This window comes from Pseudonocardia sp. NPDC049154, from assembly GCF_040648315.1.
GTDB lineage: Bacteria > Actinomycetota > Actinomycetes > Mycobacteriales > Pseudonocardiaceae > Pseudonocardia.
The window spans coordinates 7,654-26,246 of the sequence record NZ_JBEZDN010000080.1 but is presented as its reverse complement, the minus strand read 5'-3'; the positions used below and the strand labels follow the sequence as shown (position 1 = coordinate 26,246).

At 73.9% G+C, this 18,593-nt stretch carries 18 protein-coding genes; 13 read left to right on the top strand and 5 right to left on the bottom strand.

Annotation, left to right across the window (positions count from 1 at the left end; genetic code table 11):
• Positions 1 to 17 precede the first annotated feature (17 nt).
• Together mftE and AB0B41_RS29275 are read left to right on the top strand one after the other, a co-directional pair.
• Positions 18 to 725, top strand: coding sequence for a mycofactocin biosynthesis peptidyl-dipeptidase MftE (gene mftE, locus AB0B41_RS29280; RefSeq protein WP_358208975.1), 708 nt, complete (start codon positions 18 to 20; stop codon positions 723 to 725).
• Positions 726 to 834: 109 nt separating this feature from the next.
• A complete protein-coding gene (locus tag AB0B41_RS29275; protein WP_358208973.1) occupies positions 835 to 1,392 on the top strand; it encodes a Uma2 family endonuclease in 558 nt (185 codons plus the stop codon).
• Here AB0B41_RS29275 and AB0B41_RS29270 read toward each other — a convergent pair.
• A complete protein-coding gene (locus tag AB0B41_RS29270; RefSeq protein WP_358208971.1) occupies positions 1,379 to 2,530 on the bottom strand; it encodes an alkaline phosphatase family protein in 1,152 nt (383 codons plus the stop codon). The two genes, AB0B41_RS29275 and AB0B41_RS29270, sit on opposite strands and share 14 nt — an antisense overlap.
• A gap of 62 nt (positions 2,531 to 2,592) precedes the next feature.
• Between AB0B41_RS29270 and mftF the strand changes: the two genes are divergently transcribed.
• From mftF to AB0B41_RS29240, 6 genes are all read left to right on the top strand, one after another.
• Positions 2,593 to 4,023 (top strand): mycofactocin biosynthesis glycosyltransferase MftF, encoded by a 1,431-nt coding sequence (gene mftF / locus AB0B41_RS29265; protein ID WP_358208969.1) that lies wholly within the window; start codon positions 2,593 to 2,595, stop codon positions 4,021 to 4,023.
• Positions 4,024 to 4,299: 276 nt separating this feature from the next.
• A complete protein-coding gene (locus AB0B41_RS29260) occupies positions 4,300 to 4,812 on the top strand; it encodes a (2Fe-2S)-binding protein (RefSeq protein WP_358208967.1) in 513 nt (170 codons plus the stop codon).
• 3 nt (positions 4,813 to 4,815) lie between these two features.
• Entirely contained in the window at positions 4,816 to 7,296 is a 2,481-nt protein-coding gene (locus AB0B41_RS29255) for a xanthine dehydrogenase family protein molybdopterin-binding subunit (RefSeq protein ID WP_358208965.1), read from the top strand.
• A complete protein-coding gene (locus AB0B41_RS29250) occupies positions 7,293 to 8,144 on the top strand; it encodes a xanthine dehydrogenase family protein subunit M (protein WP_358208963.1) in 852 nt (283 codons plus the stop codon). Before AB0B41_RS29255 ends, AB0B41_RS29250 begins: the two co-directional genes overlap by 4 nt.
• 122 nt (positions 8,145 to 8,266) lie before the next feature.
• Positions 8,267 to 8,989, top strand: a complete 723-nt coding sequence (locus AB0B41_RS29245) for an SRPBCC family protein (protein WP_358208961.1) — start codon at positions 8,267 to 8,269, stop codon at positions 8,987 to 8,989.
• A gap of 442 nt (positions 8,990 to 9,431) precedes the next feature.
• Complete coding sequence (locus AB0B41_RS29240; RefSeq protein ID WP_358208959.1) at positions 9,432 to 10,469, top strand: P1 family peptidase; 1,038 nt, start codon at positions 9,432 to 9,434, stop codon at positions 10,467 to 10,469.
• 113 nt (positions 10,470 to 10,582) lie between these two features.
• Here AB0B41_RS29240 and AB0B41_RS29235 read toward each other — a convergent pair whose 3' ends face one another.
• The 4 genes from AB0B41_RS29235 to AB0B41_RS29220 all read right to left on the bottom strand — a co-directional run bounded on the left by AB0B41_RS29235 (position 10,583) and on the right by AB0B41_RS29220 (position 13,887).
• Positions 10,583 to 10,861 carry a MoaD/ThiS family protein gene (locus tag AB0B41_RS29235; RefSeq protein WP_358208957.1) on the bottom strand — a complete coding sequence of 93 codons (279 nt, stop codon included), beginning with the start codon at positions 10,859 to 10,861 and terminating at the stop codon, positions 10,583 to 10,585.
• 5 nt (positions 10,862 to 10,866) lie between these two features.
• Positions 10,867 to 11,928: a GTP 3',8-cyclase MoaA gene (moaA, locus tag AB0B41_RS29230; RefSeq protein WP_358208955.1), complete on the bottom strand. Its 1,062-nt coding sequence runs from the start codon at positions 11,926 to 11,928 to the stop codon at positions 10,867 to 10,869.
• A gap of 177 nt (positions 11,929 to 12,105) precedes the next feature.
• On the bottom strand, positions 12,106 to 12,426 hold the full coding sequence (locus AB0B41_RS29225; protein WP_358208953.1) for a hypothetical protein: 321 nt from the start codon (positions 12,424 to 12,426) through the stop codon (positions 12,106 to 12,108).
• Positions 12,427 to 12,684: 258 nt separating this feature from the next.
• A complete protein-coding gene (locus AB0B41_RS29220; protein WP_358208951.1) occupies positions 12,685 to 13,887 on the bottom strand; it encodes an acyl-CoA dehydrogenase family protein in 1,203 nt (400 codons plus the stop codon).
• Positions 13,888 to 13,992: 105 nt separating this feature from the next.
• Between AB0B41_RS29220 and AB0B41_RS29215 the strand changes: the two genes are divergently transcribed.
• From AB0B41_RS29215 to AB0B41_RS29195, 5 genes are all read left to right on the top strand, one after another.
• On the top strand, positions 13,993 to 14,397 hold the full coding sequence (locus AB0B41_RS29215; RefSeq protein WP_358208949.1) for a TOBE domain-containing protein: 405 nt from the start codon (positions 13,993 to 13,995) through the stop codon (positions 14,395 to 14,397).
• The gene (gene modA, locus AB0B41_RS29210; RefSeq protein WP_358208947.1) at positions 14,394 to 15,179 is read left to right on the top strand and encodes a molybdate ABC transporter substrate-binding protein; all 786 of its coding nucleotides are present in this window, start codon (positions 14,394 to 14,396) and stop codon (positions 15,177 to 15,179) included. The genes AB0B41_RS29215 and modA overlap by 4 nt, the downstream gene beginning before the upstream one ends.
• Positions 15,180 to 15,195: 16 nt before the next feature.
• Positions 15,196 to 16,038 carry an ABC transporter permease gene (locus tag AB0B41_RS29205; RefSeq protein WP_358208945.1) on the top strand — a complete coding sequence of 281 codons (843 nt, stop codon included), beginning with the start codon at positions 15,196 to 15,198 and terminating at the stop codon, positions 16,036 to 16,038.
• Positions 16,035 to 17,132 (top strand): ABC transporter ATP-binding protein, encoded by a 1,098-nt coding sequence (locus AB0B41_RS29200; protein ID WP_358208943.1) that lies wholly within the window; start codon positions 16,035 to 16,037, stop codon positions 17,130 to 17,132. The genes AB0B41_RS29205 and AB0B41_RS29200 overlap by 4 nt, the downstream gene beginning before the upstream one ends.
• A gap of 143 nt (positions 17,133 to 17,275) precedes the next feature.
• Positions 17,276 to 18,593, top strand: a 1,318-nt coding sequence (locus AB0B41_RS29195; RefSeq protein ID WP_358208941.1) for a S8 family serine peptidase, incomplete at its 3' end; no start/stop codon positions are given.

Sequence of the window (18,593 nt, the reverse complement as noted above, 5' to 3'; positions counted from 1 at the left end):
GTCGTCGCAGGTCAGCGGTGAGGGCCGACGAGCTCACGTGGACGGTCCTCGCCGACGGTCCACCCCGGACACTGGTCGTCCCGGTGGGGTCGGTCGAGCAGCACGGTCCCCACCTGCCCGTGACGACGGATGTGCGCGTGGCCGAGCGCGTCGCCGCCCGGATGGAGCAGCGCGACCCCGATCTGGTGTTCGCCCCCGCCGTGGCCTACGGCGCGGCGGGGGAGCACGAGGGGTTCCCCGGGACCGTGTCGATCGGGCACGAGGCGTTGCGGGCCGTCCTGGTGGAGCTCGGCCGCTCGGCCTGCCGGTGGGCGGCCCGGCTCGTGTTCGTCAACGGCCACGGCGGCAATGTCGGGACCCTGGTCGAGGCCGTCCGGCTGTTGCGGTACGAGGGTCGCGACGCCGCGTGGGTCCCCTGCATGGCTCCGGGGGTCCGCGGCGACGCGCACGCCGGCCGCACCGAGACCTCCGTGATGCTCGCGCTCGGAGCCCGGGTCGGCGCCGAGCGCGAACCCGGCGCGACCGCTCCGCTGCGGGAGCTGCTGCCGGAGATGCGGGAGAAGGGTGTGGCCGCGGTGAGCCCCAACGGCATCCTCGGCGACCCGCGGGGCGCCTCCGCCGAGGAGGGCGAGGCCTTGCTCGCCGCGATGACCGACGCGCTCGCCGCCGCCGTCGCGCGGTGGGACCCGGACGAGGGGACGGGCCGGCTGGCGTTCGGGAGCTGACCGCGTTCGCGCCGGTGAACGGCGCCGCGGTTCCGCGCGCCCGATCGGGCCGAGCTGCGCGGGATCGTCGGTCCCGGCTGCCATCACGGGTGCGGGGAGGAGGCGTGCGATGACCCTGTCGTGGCCGAGCCACCAGCTCACGCTCGCGGAGTGGGAGGCGCTGCCGGAGAGCGACGAGCTCCGGCTCGAGGTGAGCGAGGGCATGCTGGTCATGGCGGCGACGCCGTTGTCGAGGCATCAGCGGGCGACCGCCAGGCTCGCGGGCGTGCTCGACGGCGAGCTGCCACCCGAGTCGATCCCGCTCGCCGACGTCGAGGTGCTGCTCGAGGCCACACCGCTCACCATCCGGGCCCCGGACGTCATCGTGGCCCGAACCGCCCTGTACGAGCAGAACCCGCCGCGGTACGCCGCGCCGGACGTCCTGCTCGCGGTCGAGATCCTCTCGGACGGCACCCGTCGCGTCGACCGCGTGCTCAAGTTCTCCGAGTCCACCGACGCCGGGATCCCGCAGTACTGGATCGTCGACCTCGCCGACCCCGCCCTGCTGACCGCCTACGTTCTGGTCGACGGCGACTACGAGCTCGCGGGCGAGCACCGCGGGCAGGTCACGACCGAGGTGAGTGGCGTCCCGGTCACCCTCGACCTCGACCGCCTCACCGCGCGGTAGTCGCCACCAGCAGCGGCACCAGCTGCTCCTCGGCGGTCAGCGAGCCGTGCTGGCCGGGCAGGCCGGCGAGGACGGGCTCGGCGACCGTCCGCACCACCCCCGCCGATCCCCGCAGCGCCACGACGAGGTCCCCGATCCGCTCGGCGACGTGCGGCCCGAGCGGGCCGAACCAGTCCGCGGCCACCGCCTCGTCCCGGGTGACGATCCAGGCGTCGTCACCGAGGGTCTCCTGCCAGGCGGCGCGGACCTCGTCGAGTGCGCCCTCCTGGACGTAGACGTGCCGGGCCCGTGGGTCGCCGCCGAGCAGCCGGACGCCGAGCCGAAGCGGGGTGAGCTGGTCGGCGTCGTAGCGGCGGGTCACCTGCACCATGCCGTGGTCGCCGGTGATCGCGAGCAGCGCGTCGGGCGGCAGCTGGTCGGCGACCGTCGCGGCGAGCCGGTCGATCTGGCGCAGCTGGTAGCGCCAGGCGGTGGAGCCGGGGCCGTGCACGTGACCGAGGGTGTCGAGGTCGGCGTGGTAGCCGTAGCAGAGCCGCCGCCCCGGCCCGACGAGCGCGTCGACCACCTCGGCGGCGAGGTCGCCGAGTGCCAGCACGCCGCGGTACTGGCCGCCGCGCAGCGCCGCCCGGGTGAGGCCCGAGCCGCGGAAGGCTCGCGGGCCCACCGAGGTGACCCGCACGCCGTCGGCCTCGGCCCGCTCCAACGCGGTGGGCGCGGGCTGCACCTGCTCCGGCGGCAGGGTCTCGCGCAGGTCTGCGGGCTCGGGCTCGCCGTAGGTCGTCCACTTGAGGGAGTCGAGCAGCGCGTCCCCGCAGGCCCGGAAGCTGATCCCGACCACGCCGTGCCCGCCCGGCGGCAGCCCGGTGCCGAGCGAGGTGATGCTGATCGAGGTGCTCGACGGGAACCCGACGGTCAGCGGCTCGCCCCCGACCGAGGCCAGGAACGGGGCGTCGTCGGCGTGGGCCCGGAGCAGTTCGGCGCCCAGCCCGTCGACGAGCAGGACCGCGGCCGCGCGCACCGGCGGCAGCGTGATCGCGGGCGCGGGGCCCGGCACGCCCAGCGCGGCGAGGACGGCCGGGAACACCTCGGCCAGCGAGCGCTCGCCGTACCGGGGGAGCAGCGGATCACCGGAGGACACGGCGTGAGGGTCCCACGTCACGGGGCGGGGCCGGGACCGCTCCCGCGTGTTTGGATTCCGGGGTGGGTGCGACGAGGCCGGGACCGCTGCCGGACGGGATGCGCGTGGTGCTGGACCGGCGGGTGCGCCGGCTGGCCGGCCGCGACGGCGGATCGGCGCTGCTCGGCGGGGCGCCGCCGAAGCTCGTCCACCTGACCCCGCGGGCGCAGGCCGTCCTGGGCGACGGCGACGCCGTGACCGTCGCCGACCCGACCTCGCGCGCCCTGGCCCGCACGCTGCTCGACTCCGGTTTCGCCCACCCGGCCCACCCGATCCCCGGCGGGCCCGGGCGGAGCGAGGTCACCGTCGTCGTCCCGGTGAAGGACCGCCCGCTCGACCGGCTGCTGGCCACCCTGCCCGCGGACCTCGGCGGCCTCGTCGTGGTCGACGACGGCGGGTCCGATCCGGAGGGCCTCGCCGCGACCGTCAAGGCCGCGCACGGCCACGTGATCCGGCACGAAACCCCGCGTGGCCCGGCCGCGGCGCGCAACGCCGGGCTGGCCGCGGCCACCACGCCGCTGGTGATGTTCCTGGACTCCGACGTCGTGCCGCAGGAGGGCTGGCTCGACCCGCTGCTGGCGCACCTCGCCGACCCCGCGGTGGCGCTGGTGGCACCGCGGATCGTCGCGCTGCACCCCGTGCGCGGTCCGATCGCACGCTACGAGGCCGTGCGCTCCAGCCTGGACCTCGGACTCGACCCGGCGCTGATCGTGCCGCGCAGCCGCGTCGCCTACGTGCCGAGCGCCGCCATGCTCGTCCGCCGCGACGCCGTCGGCGCGGGCTTCGACGAGGACATGCACGTGGCCGAGGACGTCGACCTCGTGCTGCGGCTGCACGCCGACGGCCGCCGGCTGCGCTACGAGCCGGCTGCCCGGGTCGCGCACGACCACCGGACTTCGCCGCGCGCGTGGTGGCTGCGCAAGGCCTACTACGGCACCGGGGCCGCGCCGCTCGCCCGCCGGCACCGGGGCGCGGTCCCGCCGATGGTGCTCAGCCCGTGGACCGCGGCGGCGTGCGCGGCGCTGCTGGCCCAGCGCCGCTGGTCGGTGCCGGTGGCCGCGGCCGTCACCGCCGTCGCGGCGGAACGGTTGTCCCGCAAGCTCTCCCGGCTCGAACGGCCGCGGGCCTCCGCCGCGCGGCTGGCCGGGCTCGGGCTCTCCGGCGCCGGCCTGCAGGTCGGGAACGCGCTGCTCCGGCACCACTGGCCGCTCGCCGCGGTCCTGCTCCCCTTCTCCCGGCGCGCCCGGCGCGCCGTCCTGCTCGCCGCCGTCGCGGAGGGGCTGGGGGACTGGTGGACCCACCGTCGGCACGATCCGGCCGTCCGACCGGACCCCGTGACCCACCTGGTCGCCCACCGGCTGGACGACCTGGCCTACGGCGCGGGGCTCTGGTGGGGGGCCTGGAAGGCCCGCGACACAGCCGCGCTGCGGCCCGTCTCACCCGGTCGGAAGTGACCTGACCCCCCGACAGGACTGGTCCGGACGGGTGATTGGTCTTGCGTGGAACAACCGCGGCTGCGGATCCGTCGGGCGCCATGGTCCGCGAGTGCGGAACTGCGTGCGGCCGACCTCTCTGCGCTGGTGGGAGGGGACTTTGGGCGTCTTGCACCGCATGAAGATCGGGAGTGTGATGTGCTCGCCGCCACAGATGTGTGGGCGGCCCGAGAGCGCACCGGCCACCGGTGGCTCTCCCGGAGGACGCGACCACCACCGCGGTTGGGAGAGAGACTCATGGCAGAGGTCCGGGTCACCGTCGACGGCGTGAACTACGCCGACGAGGTGGAGCCCCGCATGTTGCTGGTCCAGTACCTCAGGGAACGGCTCGGGAAGACGGGCACGCTGATCGGCTGCGACACGAGCAACTGCGGTGCCTGCACCGTCCATCTGAACGGGCAGAGCGTGAAGAGCTGTTCGGTCCTGGCGGTGCAGGCCGACGGCGGCGAGGTGCTGACCATCGAGGGCCTGGCGCGCGACGGCCAGCTGCACCCGGTGCAGTCCGCCTTCAACGAGTGCCACGGTCTGCAGTGCGGCTACTGCACGCCGGGCATGATCATGGCCGCCGTCGACCTGCTCGGGGACAACCCCGACCCCGACGAGGACGAGGTGCGCGAGGGCATCGAGGGCAACCTCTGCCGCTGCACCGGCTACCAGAACATCGTGCGGTCCGTGCAGCGCGCGGCCCAGATGATGAAGCCCGGCGCGTCCGCCCCCACCGAGACGCCCGCACCCGTCGCAGGAGACTGAGAGATGACCGCGACCGCCGACACCACCGCACTCGAGTTCGGCAAGGCCCGCGTCCGCAAGGAGGACGCGCGCCTCATCACCGGCCGGACCCGCTACACCGACGCGATCACCCCGCCCGGGACCCTGCACGTCGCCGTCGTCCGCTCACCGCTGGCGCACGCGCGGATCACGAGCATCGACACGGCCGAGGCCAAGCGCGCCCCGGGCGTGCACGGCGTCTACACCCTCGCCGACCTGGGTGCCGAGGAGGTGGGCATGCCGTGCGCCTGGCCGATCACCCCGGACCAGAAGGCGCCGCAGCGCCCCGTCCTGGCCAAGGACACCGTCCACTTCGCCGGTGAGGGCGTGGCCGTCGTCGTCGCGCGCACCGCCGCCGAGGCGAAGGACGCCGCCGATCTCGTCGAGGTCGACTACGACCCGCTCGACCCGGTCCTCGACATGGAGGCCGCGCTCGCCGAGGGCGCCACCCTCGTGCACCCGGACCTGGGCACCAACGAGTCCGCCACCTGGGTCTTCGACTCGGGCGAGGCCGGCACCGGCGGCAGCGTCGCCGACGCGATCGCCGCGGCCGAGGCCGACCCGGACCAGGTCGTCGTCCGGCGCCGGTTCCGCCAGCAGCGCCTGGTCCCGGCGTTCATGGAGCCGCGCTCCTGCGTGGTCGACCCGACCGGCGAGCAGATGGTCATCTGGTCGGCGACCCAGATCCCGCACATCCTGCGCACCATGACCACGGTGGTCCTCGGGATCCCCGAGTCGAAGCTGCGGGTCATCGCCCCGGACGTGGGCGGCGGCTTCGGCGGCAAGATCGGCGTGCTGCCCGAGGAGATGATGACCGTCCTGCTCGCGCAGAAGCTGCGCAAGCCGGTCAAGTGGACCGAGACGCGCTCGGAGTGCATGCTCACCGCCCACCACGGGCGGGACCAGATCCAGGACCTCGTGATCACCGCCAAGAAGGACGGCACGATCACCGGCCTGGACGTCCGGCTCCTCGCCGACATGGGCGCCTACCTGGGCCTGGTCGGCCCGGGCGTCCCGGTGCTGGGCGCGTTCATGTTCAACGCGATCTACAAGATCCCCGCCTACCGCTTCCAGACCACCAACGTCTTCACCACGAAGACGCTGACGGACGCCTACCGCGGCGCCGGCCGTCCGGAGGCCACGTTCGGCATCGAGCGGATCATCGACGAGCTCGCCGTCGAGCTCGGCCGGGAGCCGCTGGAGCTGCGTGAGCAGAACTGGATCAAGCACGAGGAGTTCCCGTTCACCACGGTGTGCGGGCTGACCTACGACTCGGGCAACTACGAGCAGGCCACCGCCCGGGCCAAGGAGCTCTTCGACTACGACGCCCTGCGCCGCGAGCAGGCCGAGCGCCGCGAGCGTGGCGACCAGGTCCAGCTGGGCATCGGCATCTCGACCTTCACCGAGATGTGCGGCCTCGCGCCGTCGCGCGTGCTGGGCTCGCTGGCCTACGGTGCCGGCGGCTGGGAGGCCGCCAGCATCCGGATGCTGGCCACCGGCAAGGTCGAGGTCATCACCGGCGCCTCCGCGCACGGCCAGGGCCACGAGACCGCGTTCAGCCAGATCGTCGCGGACAAGCTGGGCGTGCCGTTCGAGGACGTCGAGATCCTGCACGGCGACACCGCGTCGTCGCCCAAGGGCCTCGACACCTACGGCTCGCGCTCGCTGGTCGTCGGCGGAATCGCGATCACGATGGCCGCGGACAAGGTCATCGAGAAGGCCAAGAAGATCGCCGCGCACCTCCTCGAGGCCGACGAGGGCGACATCGAGTTCAGCGCCGGGCAGTTCACCGTCCGCGGCACGGACAAGGGCAAGGCGATCCAGGAGATCGCGTTCGCCGCGTTCATGGCCCACGACTACCCGGAGGGCATGGAGCCCTCGCTCGACTCCGACGCCGTGTACGACCCGGAGAACTTCTCCTTCCCGCACGGCACGCACCTCGCGGCGATGGAGGTCGACACCGAGACGGGCCGGGTGAAGCTGCGCCACTACGTCTGCGTCGACGACATCGGCAACGTCGTCAACCCGCTGATCGCCGAGGGCCAGGTCCACGGCGGGCTCGCCCAGGGCATCGCGCAGGCGCTGTTCGAGGAGGCCAACTACGACGACCAGGGCACCCTGGTCAACGGCACGTTCGTCGACTACACGCTGCCGTCGTCGGCCGACCTGCCGAGCTTCACCACCGAGATCGTCAGCACCCCGGCCACGTCGAACCCGCTCGGCGTCAAGGGCGTGGGCGAGGCGGGCACCATCGCCTCCACCCCGGCGATCGTCAACGGCGTGCTCGACGCGATCCGGCACCTCGGCGTCGAGGACATCCAGATGCCGACGACCTCGCAGCGCGTGTGGCGCGCGATCCAGGAGGCGAAGGGCCGCTCCACCCAGGAGACGCCCATCGACACCCACTCGCCCGGCGCCGGCCTCGGTTCCATCGACCCCAACAACCCGCAGGGAGAGGTCCAGTGATCCCCGCCAAGTTCGACTACGTCCGGCCGTCGACGGTCGAGGAGGCCGTCAGCGCGCTCCAGCAGGGCGGGGACGACGCCAAGATCCTGGCCGGCGGGCAGAGCCTGCTGCCGGTCCTCCGGCTCCGGCTCGCCGCGCCGTCGGTCGTCATCGACCTGGGCGGCATCGCGGAACTGCGCCGGATCAGCGAGGACGGGGACCGGATCGCCATCGGCGCCATGGCCCCGCACCACGACGTGATGCGCGACGACCTCGTCAAGCAGCACGTCACGCTGCTGTCGCAGGCCACCTCGACCGTGGCGGACCCGCAGGTCCGCCACCGCGGCACCCTCGGCGGCGCGCTGGCGCACGCCGACCCGGCCGGCGACCTGGGCGCGGTCGCCCTGGCGCTCGACGCCGAGTTCGTGATCGCCGGGTCCTCCGGGACCCGCACGGTCCCGGCGGCCGAGTTCTTCGTCGACTACTTCACCACCGCGATCGGCGAGGGCGAGATCCTCACGCAGGTCCGGTTCCCGAAGTACACCGGCTGGAGCACGCACTACGAGAAGTTCAACCGCACCGCGCAGGCCTGGTCGATGGTGGCCGTCGCGGCCGCGCTGCGGGTCGAGGGCGGCTCCATCGCGGAGGCCCGCATCGGGCTGACCAACATGGGCACCACCCCGCTCCGGGCCACCGGCGTCGAGCAGGCGCTCGTGGGTCAGCCCGCGACCGCGGACTCGGTCCGCGCCGCCGCCGAACACGCGACGGAGGGCACTGCCGCTCCGAGTGACGCCGATGCCGCGGCCGACTACCGTGAACACCTGGCCAGGGTGCTCACCGGCCGGGCGGTGCTGGCGGCCGCCGGCTAGGGCATCCGCGAGGACGGCCGGACGCCTGCCCGGGACACCGGGCAGGCGTCCCGCCGTTTCTCCTACCAGGAGCTCCGCCCGCCGCGGGCGTGGCGGACCCGCCGACGAGGAGACTGGAAGTCATGCAGCTGGAGAACAAGTTCACGATCGCGGCGCCCATCGCGGACGCCTGGGCGGCCCTGAACAACCCGGAGACCGTCGCCCCCTGCTTCCCCGGCGCCACGCTGACGGAGTACACCGGCGACTCGTTCACCGGGACCGTGAAGGTGAAGCTCGGCCCGATCTCCCTCACCTACAAGGGCAAGGGCACCTACATCGAGCGGGACGACGCGAACCACAAGGTCGTCATCGACGCCACGGGGCGCGACTCGCGCGGCAACGGCACCGCGGCCGCCAAGGTCACCGGCTCGATGAAGGCCGACGGCCCGGACAAGACCGAGGTCACGATGGTCACCGACATGACCATCACCGGCCGGCCGGCCCAGTTCGGCCGCGGCGTGATCTCGGACGTCGCCGACAAGATCATCGGTCAGTTCTCGTCCTGCCTCGCCGACAAGCTGGCCGAGAAGCACGAGGCCCAGGCCCCCGCCGCGGCCGAGCCGGTCACCCCGGCGACCACGGCTGCCCCGGCCACCCCAACCGCAGGTGGGGTCGCCTCGGAGCTCCCGAAGCCGACGGCCACCCCGGCCGCCAGCAAGCCCGCCCCGTTGAAGAGCAGCGTCGACGCCATCGACCTGCTCGACACCGCGGGCGCCCCGATCGTGAAGCGGCTCGTCCCCGTCGCCGGCGGGCTGGGTGTGCTGCTCGCGATCTTCCTGATCATTCGCGCGCTGCGGAAGAGCTGACCGCGGCCTGACACGCCCGAGGGCCGGCGACCCGCAAGGGTCGCCGGCCCTCGGCGTTCTCGGTGATCCGACCGCGAGCTGACGGTCAGGCGGTCCTCGCGGGGCGCTGTCGGTGATCGCTGACTTCGTGCGCTCGCGGCAGTGTGACTGGCCTCGAGTGCACCGAAGCGGCGATCAAGGAACGCAGCGCGGGAAGGGGCCTTCTCGGCGCTCATCGTTTCGGTGCGCTTACGGCGGTGCGGCCGACCGTCACTGCACTGAAGCGGCGATCAAGAGTGCAGCTTCGGAAGGCGCGCCCGGGGATCGCCCGTCCGGTGCGTTCACGGCAGTGCGGTCGACCGTCAGAGCACCGGAACGACGATCAGGGGAAAGCTTGTGAGGGTGATCGCCCGGTGGGCGACGTTCGTGTGGAGTACGACGACGGAGTGCGAGGATCGGGGGCATGCACGCCGGCGCGCACAACGCGATCACCGACATCCCCGGGATCCTGGTCGGGCACGCGGCGGTGACCGGGGAGGACGCGCTGAGCGGCACCACGGTGGTGCTCTGCCCGCGCGGGGGTGCGACGGCCGGGGCGGACGTCCGCGGGGCCGCGCCCGGTACGCGCGAGACGGACCTGCTCGCCCCCGGCAACTCCGTGCAACGCGTGCACGCCGTCGTGCTCTCGGGCGGGAGCGCGTACGGGCTGGCCGCGGCGCAGGGGGTGATGGACCGGCTGGAGGCGGCGGGCGAGGGCTTCCCGGTGCCCGGCGGCGTCGTCCCGATCGTGCCGGCCGCGGTGCTCTTCGACCTCGGCCGGGGCGGCCGCTTCACCGCGCGGCCGACCGCGGAGACCGGGGCCGCGGCCTACGACGCGGCGGCCCCCGGTCCCGTCCTGCAGGGCGTGGTCGGCGCGGGCACCGGCGCGACGGCCGGGGGCCTGAAGGGCGGGATCGGCTCCGCCAGCGTGGTCCTCGACGACGGCACCACGGTCGCCGCCCTCGTCGCCGTCAATGCGACGGGCTCGCCGGTGCACGGCCCCACCGGGCGGCTGCTCGGGGCCCGGCACGGCCTGCCCGGCGAGTTCCCCGACACCGAGGTCGCACCGGAGGCGGTCGAGGAGCTGGCGGCGGTGTTCCGCCGGCGCCGCACGCTGACCCCGGCCACGGCGACCTCGCTCGCGGTGGTCGCCACGGACGCGACGCTGGACAAGGCGGGCTGTGGGCGGCTCGCGACGGTCGCGCACGACGGGTACGCCCGCTCCCTCGATCCCGTCCACACCGCGATGGACGGCGACGCGATCTTCGCCCTGGCCACCGGCGACCGCGAGGCACCGGGCCCCGAGGCGCTGTACGCCCTGCACGCCGCGGCCGCCGACGTCGTCGCCCGTGCCGTGGTGCACGCGGTGCTGGCCGCGACCCCGGTCAGCACGAGGGGTGGCTCGTGGCCCTCCTACCGCAGCGTGACCGGCGTCGGCGAACCCGCGGGCGGAGCGCGCTGACGGACGGTCCCGGGCCGCGCAGCCCGACGGAGCCGACGCCGAAGGCCGCGCTGGCCGTCGCGGTCGCCGCGTTCCGACACTCACGGGTGGCGCCCGCAGGTGGGGGCGGGCGCTCAGCCCCCGGCGAAGGGCGGCAGCACGTCGACGACGGCGGCCTCGGGCAGCACGCGCTGCGGGTCGCGCACGGCGACCTCGTCGACGAGGTAGGAGCAGCGGGCGAGCACCCGGGCGAACTCGGGGCCGTGCCGCTCGGCGAGCGTGTCGCCGAGCGCCGCGACGGTGGTCCCGTCCGGCACCTCGACGGACTCGGTGTCCCGGCCGGCGGCCGCCTTCGCGGCCGCGAAGTACCGGACCGTCACGGTCCGCAGTGCGGTGGTGGTCACCGGACTCATTCTCCTCACCCGCCGATCGCGCTCATCGGGCGGTCGGGCTGCAGGAAGCCGGGGTCGTCGATGCCGTGCCCGGCGAGCTTGCCCCACATCGCGTACCGCCAGAGGTCCGCGATCTCCGCGTCGCTCGCGCCGCCGCGCACCAGGGCGCGCAGGTCGGTCTCCGTGCGGGCGAACAGGCAGGAGCGGACCTGCCCGTCGGCGGTGAGCCGGGTGCGGTCGCAGGCGCCGCAGAAGGGCCGGGTCACCGAGGCGATCACGCCGACGCGGGACGGGCCGCCGTCGACGAGATAGCGCTCGGCGGGCGCACCGCCGCGCTCCTCGCCGTCAGGCGTCAGGGTGAAGCGGGTGGACAGCTTCTCCATGATCTCGCCCGCGGTGATCATCTCCGCGCGCTGCCAGCCGTGCTGGGCGTCGAGCGGCATCTGCTCGATGAACCGCAGCTCGTAGCCGTGCTCGACGGCGAAGGCCAGCAGGTCCGTGGCCTCGTCGTCGTTCACGCCGCGCAGCAGCACGCTGTTGATCTTGACGGGCTCCAGGCCGGCCGCACGGGCGGCGGCGAGCCCCGCGAGCACGTCGGACAGCCGGTCGCGGCGCGTGATGCTGGCGAAGCGCTCGGGGCGCAGCGTGTCCATCGAGACGTTGAGCCGGTTGACACCGGCCGCGGCCAGCGCCTCGGCCCGGCGGGCGAGCCCGATGCCGTTCGTGGTCAGCGAGATGTCGGGCCGCGGCTCGAGGGCGGCCGAGGCGGCGATGACCTCCTCGAGCCCCTTGCGCAGCAGCGGTTCGCCGCCGGTGAAGCGGAGCTCGTGCACGCCGAGATCGCGGACCGCGATCGTGACCAGACGGACCAGCTCCGCGTCCGTCAGTTGTTCCTCGCGCGGCATCCATTCGAGGCCCTCGGCGGGCATGCAGTAGGTGCAGCGGAGGTTGCACCGGTCCGTCAGCGAGATGCGCAGATCGGTGGCGACCCGGCCGAACCCGTCGATCAGGCGGCTGTCGTCGGGGCGGCCCGGGTCCCGCTTCGCGGTCCCCCGCAGGGCAGGGAGACCCAGCTCGGTTGCGGTCACGTACACGAGGGTAGCCGCCCGGGGTGATCTTCAACCAGGGCACGAAACGCCAGGTCAGAGGGCTCCGCAGATGCGGGTCCGGACGCCGCCGCGGGCCGCAGGAGCGGGCCGCGACGGCGCCTCCGGCCTGTCCGGAAGGCGAGGATCACCCCGCCCGCCGGACACTGGGCGCCGGGGTCAGATCTCGGTCTTGAGGATGCAGATCGCGAGGTGCGCGTCGAGCACGGCCTCGCGGGCCTTCGCGTCGAGGCCCGGGTCGGCCTCGGCCGCCGCCTTGGCGCTGTCCGCGGCCTGCTCGAGCTCGACGACGGCGTCGTGCGCCGCCGCGTCGCTCTCGGCCGCCAGCCGGCCGGCCTTCGCGGCCTTCGAGTCGAACTCCCGGACGACGGCGAGCAGGACGACGGACGCGTCGGTGTCCGCCTCAGCGGCGCGCAGCGCGGCGCCGGACTTCTCCCGGCACTCCGCGAGCCGGGTCTGGACGTCGGTGAGCGTGAGCATGGGTGACTCCCGTGGTGAGTGCGTGCACGGTCAGGAGCCGGACCCGCGCCCGCGCTCAGGCGGGCGGCTGCACGGGCGGGAGGGAGATGGCGGAACCGGGCCCGGACACCGTTCGGCTCCCGCGGGCGTGTGCTCTTCGCACGGGCATCGCCTCCGCTTCGCCGACGCGGCCGGGCGCGCTCCACCGTGGCCTCGTCCGGGGAACCGGACAAGGGCCGTTCGGCGGAGCATCCGCCCGGCCGTGAGGCCCTGGCGGGTCTAGTGCCGGGCGAGCTCCTGGCGTGCGACGGAGCGGATGTGCACCTCGTCGGGTCCGTCGGCGAAGCGCAGCGCGCGGGCCCACGTGTAGAAGTAGGCCAGCGGGAAGTCGTCGCTCATCGCGGCGCCGCCGTGGACCTGCATGGCCCGGTCGATCACCGTGCAGGCCATCCGCGGGACCACGACCTTGATCGCCGCGATCTCGCTGGCCGCGCCCTTGGCGCCGAACTTGTCGATCAGCCACGCGGTCTTGAGGACCAGCAGCCGGGACTGCTCGATCTCCATGCGGGACAGGGCGATCTGTTCGCGGACCACGCCCTGGTCGGCCAGCGGCCGGCCGAACGCGACGCGGTCCTTGGCGCGCTTGACCATGAGGTCCACGGAACGCTCGGCCATGCCGATCAGCCGCATGCAGTGGTGGATGCGCCCCGGGCCGAGGCGGGCCTGGGAGATGGCGAACCCGCCGCCCTCCTCGCCGAGCAGGTTCGACACCGGCACCCGGACGTCGGTGAGCCTCAGCTCGGAGTGCCCGTGCTGGTCCTGGTAGCCGAAGGTCGGCAGGTGCCGGGTGATCTCCAGGCCCGGGGTGTCGCGCGGGACCAGGACCATCGACTGCTGGCGGTGCTTGGCGGCGTCGGGGTCCGTCTTGCCCATCACGATGAAGATCTGGCAGCGCTCGTCGGCGGCGCCGGAGATCCACCACTTGCGGCCGTTGATGACGTACTCGTCACCCTGCCGCTCGATGCGCGTCTCGACGTTCGTCGCGTCGGACGAGGCGACCTGCGGCTCCGTCATCGCGAAGGCCGAGCGGATCTCGCCCTCCAGCAGCGGGTCGAGCCACTGCTCCTTCTGCTCGGGCGTGCCGAACAGGTGCAGCGTCTCCATGTTCCCGGTGTCCGGGGCCTGGCAGTTGATCGCCTCCGGCGCAATGACCGGCGACCAGCCGGACACCTCGGCCACGGCGGCGTACTCCAGGTTCGACAGCCCCGAGATCGACGGCAGGAACAGGTTCCACAGCCCGCGCTCGCGGGCCTTGGCCTTCAGCTCCTCGACGACGGGCGGCAGATCCCACTCCTGCGGGGTCCCGCGGCGTTCGGCGCGGAAGGCGTCGTACGCGGCCTCGGCGGGGAGGACCTCCTCGTCGAGGAACGCACGCATGCGCTTGGTGTAGTCGGCGGCGGCGGCGCTGGGTTCGAAGTCCACCCGGAAATGACACCACAATGCACCTGCATTAAACAACGGGCCCCACGTGATCTGCGTCCCCCGCCAGGTAGCGACTCGCGCAGACGCGGACATAGGATCCCTACTGTGCCGCAATTCCGGATCGCCGAGGCTGCGCGCCTGCTCGGGGTCAGCGACGACACCGTGCGTCGCTGGGTCGACGCCGGCACGTTGCCCGCGCATCCGGACGCGTCGAACCGCAAGGTCATCGAGGGCGTCGTGCTCGCCGAGTTCGCGCGCGACCACGCCACCGCGCCGGCCGACCCGTCGGGCGTCCGGCGCTCGGCCCGCAACCGCATGGTCGGGCTGGTCACCGCGGTCCTGACGGACCAGGTGATGGCGCAGGTCGAGATGCAGTGCGGGCCGCACCGGGTCGTCTCGCTGATGAGCAGCGAGGCGGTCCGCGACCTCGGCCTGGAGCCCGGTTCGCTCGCGGTGGCCGTCGTCAAGTCCACGAACGTCGTGGTGGAGATCCCCGGAGGAAGTTCATGAAGCGTCTCGTGGCCGCCGGTGTCGCCGGCCTGGCCGTCGTGCTCGCCGCGGCGTGCAGCTCGCCGTCGCAGGCCCCGAGCAGCGGCGGTTCGTCGGCGGCGCCGGAGTCGCGCACGCTGACGGTGTTCGCGGCAGCGTCGCTGACCGAGTCGTTCACCGCGCTCGAGAAGCAGTTCGAGACCGACAACCCGGGCGTCGACGTGAAGCTGAGCTACGGCGGCTCGTCCGATCTGGCGCAGCAGATCGTCAACGGCGCCCCGGCGGACGTCTTCGCCGCGGCCAGCGACTCCACGATGAAGACGGTGTCCGACGCCGGCCTCACCGCCGCCGCGCCGACCGTGTTCGCCACGAACGTCCTGCAGATCGCGACGGCGCCGGGCAACCCCAAGGGCGTCGCCGCGTTCGCCGACCTCGCGAAGCCGGAGGTCAAGACCGTCGTCTGCGCGCCCCAGGTACCGTGCGGGGCGGCCACCACGAAGGTGGAGCAGAGCACCGGCGTCGACCTGAAGCCGGTCAGCGAGGAGAACGACGTCAAGTCCGTGCTGAGCAAGGTGTCCACCGGCAACGCCGACGCGGGCCTGGTCTACGTCACGGACGTCAACGCCGCGAAGGGGCAGGTCCAGGGCGTGAGCTTCCCGGAGTCCTCCGCCGCGAAGACCAACTACCCGATCGCCGTGGTGAAGAACGCCCCGCAGGCCGACCTCGCGCAGAAGTGGGTCCAGCTGGTCGAGGGCGAGACCGGGCAGAAGACGCTCGAGGCCCAGGGCTTCGGCGCCGCATGAGTCCCCTCGTGAGCACATGACGGCTCCCCCCGCCACGCGGGCACGGACCGCGCGGAAGCCCGACCGGCACGAGCAGTCGGTCGGGCTCCCGTGGTTCGTGTGGATCCCCGCGGGCCTCGCGTTCCTGCTGATCGCGCTCCCGGTCGTGGGCCTGCTGTGGAAGGCCGACTGGGCGCGGATGCCCGAGCTGCTGCTCAGCGACGCGGCGCTCGACGCCCTCCGGCTCTCGCTGGAGACGGCCGCGATCTCCACGCTGCTGTGCATCCTGCTGGGCGGGCCGCTCGCCGTCGTGCTGGCGCGCGGGCGGGTGCGGGGCCTGCGGACGCTGCGCTCTGTCGTGCTGCTCCCGCTGGTGCTGCCGCCGGTCGTCGGGGGTCTGGCGCTGCTGTTCCTGCTCGGCCGCACCGGCCTGGTCGGGCGCGGGCTGGAGCTGGCCTTCGGGATCACGGTCCCGTTCACCACGGCCGCCGTGGTGCTCGCGCAGACCTTCGTGGCGCTGCCCTTCCTCGTCGTCTCGCTGGAGGGGGCGCTGCGCACCGCGGGCCGGCGGTACGAGGCCGTCGCGGCCACCCTCGGGGCCTCGCCGTCGCTGGCCTTCCGGCGGGTCACGATCCCGCTGGTCCTGCCCGGTCTCGCGTCCGGCGCGGTGCTGGCCTTCGCCCGGTGCATGGGGGAGTTCGGCGCCACCATCGCCTTCGCCGGCAGCCTGCAGGGCACCACCCGGACGCTGCCGCTGCTCGTCTACCTGGAGCGGGAGACGGACGTCGACGGGGCCGTCGCGCTGTCGCTGCTGCTGGTCGTCGTGGCGATCGTCGTGATCGTCCTGGGGCGGCCGCGCGGGTCGGAGGGGCTCACATGAGTCTCGACGTCGACGTCCGGCTCGACCGGGAGTCGTTCTCCCTGGACGTGGCCCTGTCCGCCGCGCCCGGTGAGGTGGTCGCCGTGCTCGGGCCCAACGGCGCCGGCAAGTCGACGCTGCTCGGAATCCTGTCCGGGCTGCTGCGGCCCGACGCCGGGCACGTGCGGGTGGGCGACCAGACCGTGACGGACGTCGGGGCGGGCGTGTTCGTGCCGGCGCACCGCCGCGGCGTCGGACTCCTCGCTCAGCAGGCGCTGCTCTTCCCACACATGACCGCCGAGGCGAACGTCGCGTTCGGGCCCCGGGCCCGGGGCGTCCCGAAGCGGGAGGCCGAGGCGCGGGCGCGGGCCCTGCTCGCCGACGTCCTGCCCGACGTCCCGGGGCTCGCCGGGCGCAGGCCCGCCCAGCTCTCCGGCGGCCAGCAGCAGCGCGTGGCGCTGGCCCGCGCGATCGCGCCGGAACCCGGCCTGCTGCTGCTCGACGAGCCGCTCGCCGCCCTCGACGTCGACGCCGCCCCCGCCATGCGCTCGCTGCTCCGCCGGGTGATCCGGGACGGCAAGCAGACCGCGGTGCTGGTCACGCACTCCGCGCTCGACGCGCTGGTGCTCGCCGACCGGGTGGTCGTGCTGGGGCACGGGCGGGTCGTCGAGCGGGGGCCCACGCGGGAGGTGCTCGGCCGGCCCCGCAGCGCCTTCACCGCCCGTATCGCGGGCCTCGACCTGATTCCCGGGGTCCGCGAGGCGGGGGTGCTGCGCACGGGCGACGGCACGGTGATCGCGGGGCGGGAGACGGGGGGGCCGGGCGGCGCCGGGGAACCGGCGGTGGCGGTGTTCCCGCCGTCGGCGGTCGCGGTCTTCGCCGAGGAGCCGCACGGCAGCCCCCGCAACGTCCTGCCGGTCCGGCTGGCCTCGATCGAGCCGCGCGGCGACGTCGTCCGGCTGCGGGCGGCGCCGCGGGAAGGTGGGCCGGAGTGGCTCGACGGCCTCGCCGCGGACGTCACGCCCGCCGCGGTCGCCGACCTCGCCGCCGAGCCCGGCAGCGCGCTCTGGTTCGCGGTCAAGGCCACCGAGGTGGAGATCCACCCCGCGGGCTGACCCGACGGCGTGAAGCGCCCGGAGCGGGCATTCACACGCTCCTGTCTCTCGCAACTCAGGGTCACCTCTCGGGTCACAGGAGTCACCCGAGCCACTATCGTGTACCTATGTCGCGGGGCGGTGGGGGCCTACCGTCGCTTTCCGTGACACGTCAGCTGCTGCGGCTCGCCTTCGTCGCGATCGCCGTCGGGCTCCTCCCGGTGACCGGCTCCGTCGCGCTGGCGAGTCCGGCCGACGCCGCGGGGACCGCGCTCTCCGCCGACCTGTCCGTCGGCGCGCCGGCGAGCACCGGCCTGCCGGGCGACTACGTGGTCCTCGCGCAGGACGCGCAGCGGGCGACCGACGCCGCCTCCGAGGTCGGGGTCTCGCCGACGACCGTCTTCACCCGGGCGCTGACCGGCTTCGCCGCCCGGCTGACCGCCGAGCAGCTCGCCCAGCTGAAGGGGCTGCCGGGGATCCTCGGGATCGAGGAGGACCGGCGGTTCGACCCGCTGGGGCCCCGGTCGGCACGGCTGCCCGGGCTCACCGAGGCCACCCAGGAGAACCCGCCGAACTGGGGCCTGGACCGGATCGACCAGCGCGACCTGCCGCTCGACGGCCGCTACACCACCCGCGCCACGGGCCGGGGCGTCACCGTCTACGTGGTGGACACCGGCGTCGACGTCACGCATCCGGAGTTCGGCGGCCGGGCGGCCTGGGGCACCAACACGATCGACGGCAACGACAGCGACTGCGACGGCCACGGCACGGTCGTCGGCGGGATCGCCGCCTCGCGCGACTACGGCGTGGCCAAGGACGCGCAGGTCCGTGCGGTGAAGGTGCTCGACTGCAACGGCTCCGGCACCCTCTCCTCGCTGCTCTCGGGCATCGACTGGGTACTCCAGAACCACCGGGGCGGCCCCGCGGTGGCGGTCATGTCCTGGAGCTACGGACCCTCGGACGCGCTGCTCTCCGCGGTCACGAACCTGATCGACGACGGCGTGTTCGTCGCCTCCTCGGCCGGCAACAACGGGGCGAACGACTGCGGCGTCGCCCCGCGGGCGGCGTCCGGGGTGCTCGTGGTGGCCAACTCGACGATCGACGACCGGCGCAACAGCTCGTCGAGCACGGGGCCGTGCGTGAGCGTCTACGCGCCGGGGACCAGCATCGTCGCGACCACGCCGGGTGGCCGGACCGCCTCCTACACCGGCACCTCGATGGCCGCGCCCTTCGCCGCGGGCGTCGCCGCGCTGTACAAGCAGACCTACGGCGACGCCCCCAGCGCCACGATCAAGAAGTGGATCGTCGACAACGCGGTCCCGGGGAAGATCGCCGGCGGCGACGAGGGCGGCACCCCGAACCGGCTCCTGAACACCGCCGGGGGGGGGTTGGGGGGGGGGGGGTGGTTGGGCGAATCGAGAGACAACCCGGGGTGGGGGGTGGGGGGTTTATTTTATGTGTTGAGGGGGGGAGACTTAACGG

Bases quoted from the DNA above. Each gene is read 5' to 3' on its own strand.
- AB0B41_RS29240 (WP_358208959.1), top strand. From the start codon at position 9,432: ATGCACGCCGGCGCGCACAACGCGATCACCGACATCCCCGGGATCCTG.
- AB0B41_RS29255 (WP_358208965.1), top strand. From the start codon at position 4,816: ATGACCGCGACCGCCGACACCACCGCACTCGAGTTCGGCAAGGCCCGC.
- AB0B41_RS29260 (WP_358208967.1), top strand. From the start codon at position 4,300: ATGGCAGAGGTCCGGGTCACCGTCGACGGCGTGAACTACGCCGACGAG.
- AB0B41_RS29225 (WP_358208953.1), bottom strand. From the start codon at position 12,426: ATGCTCACGCTCACCGACGTCCAGACCCGGCTCGCGGAGTGCCGGGAG.
- modA (WP_358208947.1), top strand. From the start codon at position 14,394: ATGAAGCGTCTCGTGGCCGCCGGTGTCGCCGGCCTGGCCGTCGTGCTC.
- AB0B41_RS29245 (WP_358208961.1), top strand. From the start codon at position 8,267: ATGCAGCTGGAGAACAAGTTCACGATCGCGGCGCCCATCGCGGACGCC.
- AB0B41_RS29200 (WP_358208943.1), top strand. From the start codon at position 16,035: ATGAGTCTCGACGTCGACGTCCGGCTCGACCGGGAGTCGTTCTCCCTG.
- AB0B41_RS29205 (WP_358208945.1), top strand. From the start codon at position 15,196: ATGACGGCTCCCCCCGCCACGCGGGCACGGACCGCGCGGAAGCCCGAC.
- AB0B41_RS29275 (WP_358208973.1), top strand. From the start codon at position 835: ATGACCCTGTCGTGGCCGAGCCACCAGCTCACGCTCGCGGAGTGGGAG.
- AB0B41_RS29235 (WP_358208957.1), bottom strand. From the start codon at position 10,861: ATGAGTCCGGTGACCACCACCGCACTGCGGACCGTGACGGTCCGGTAC.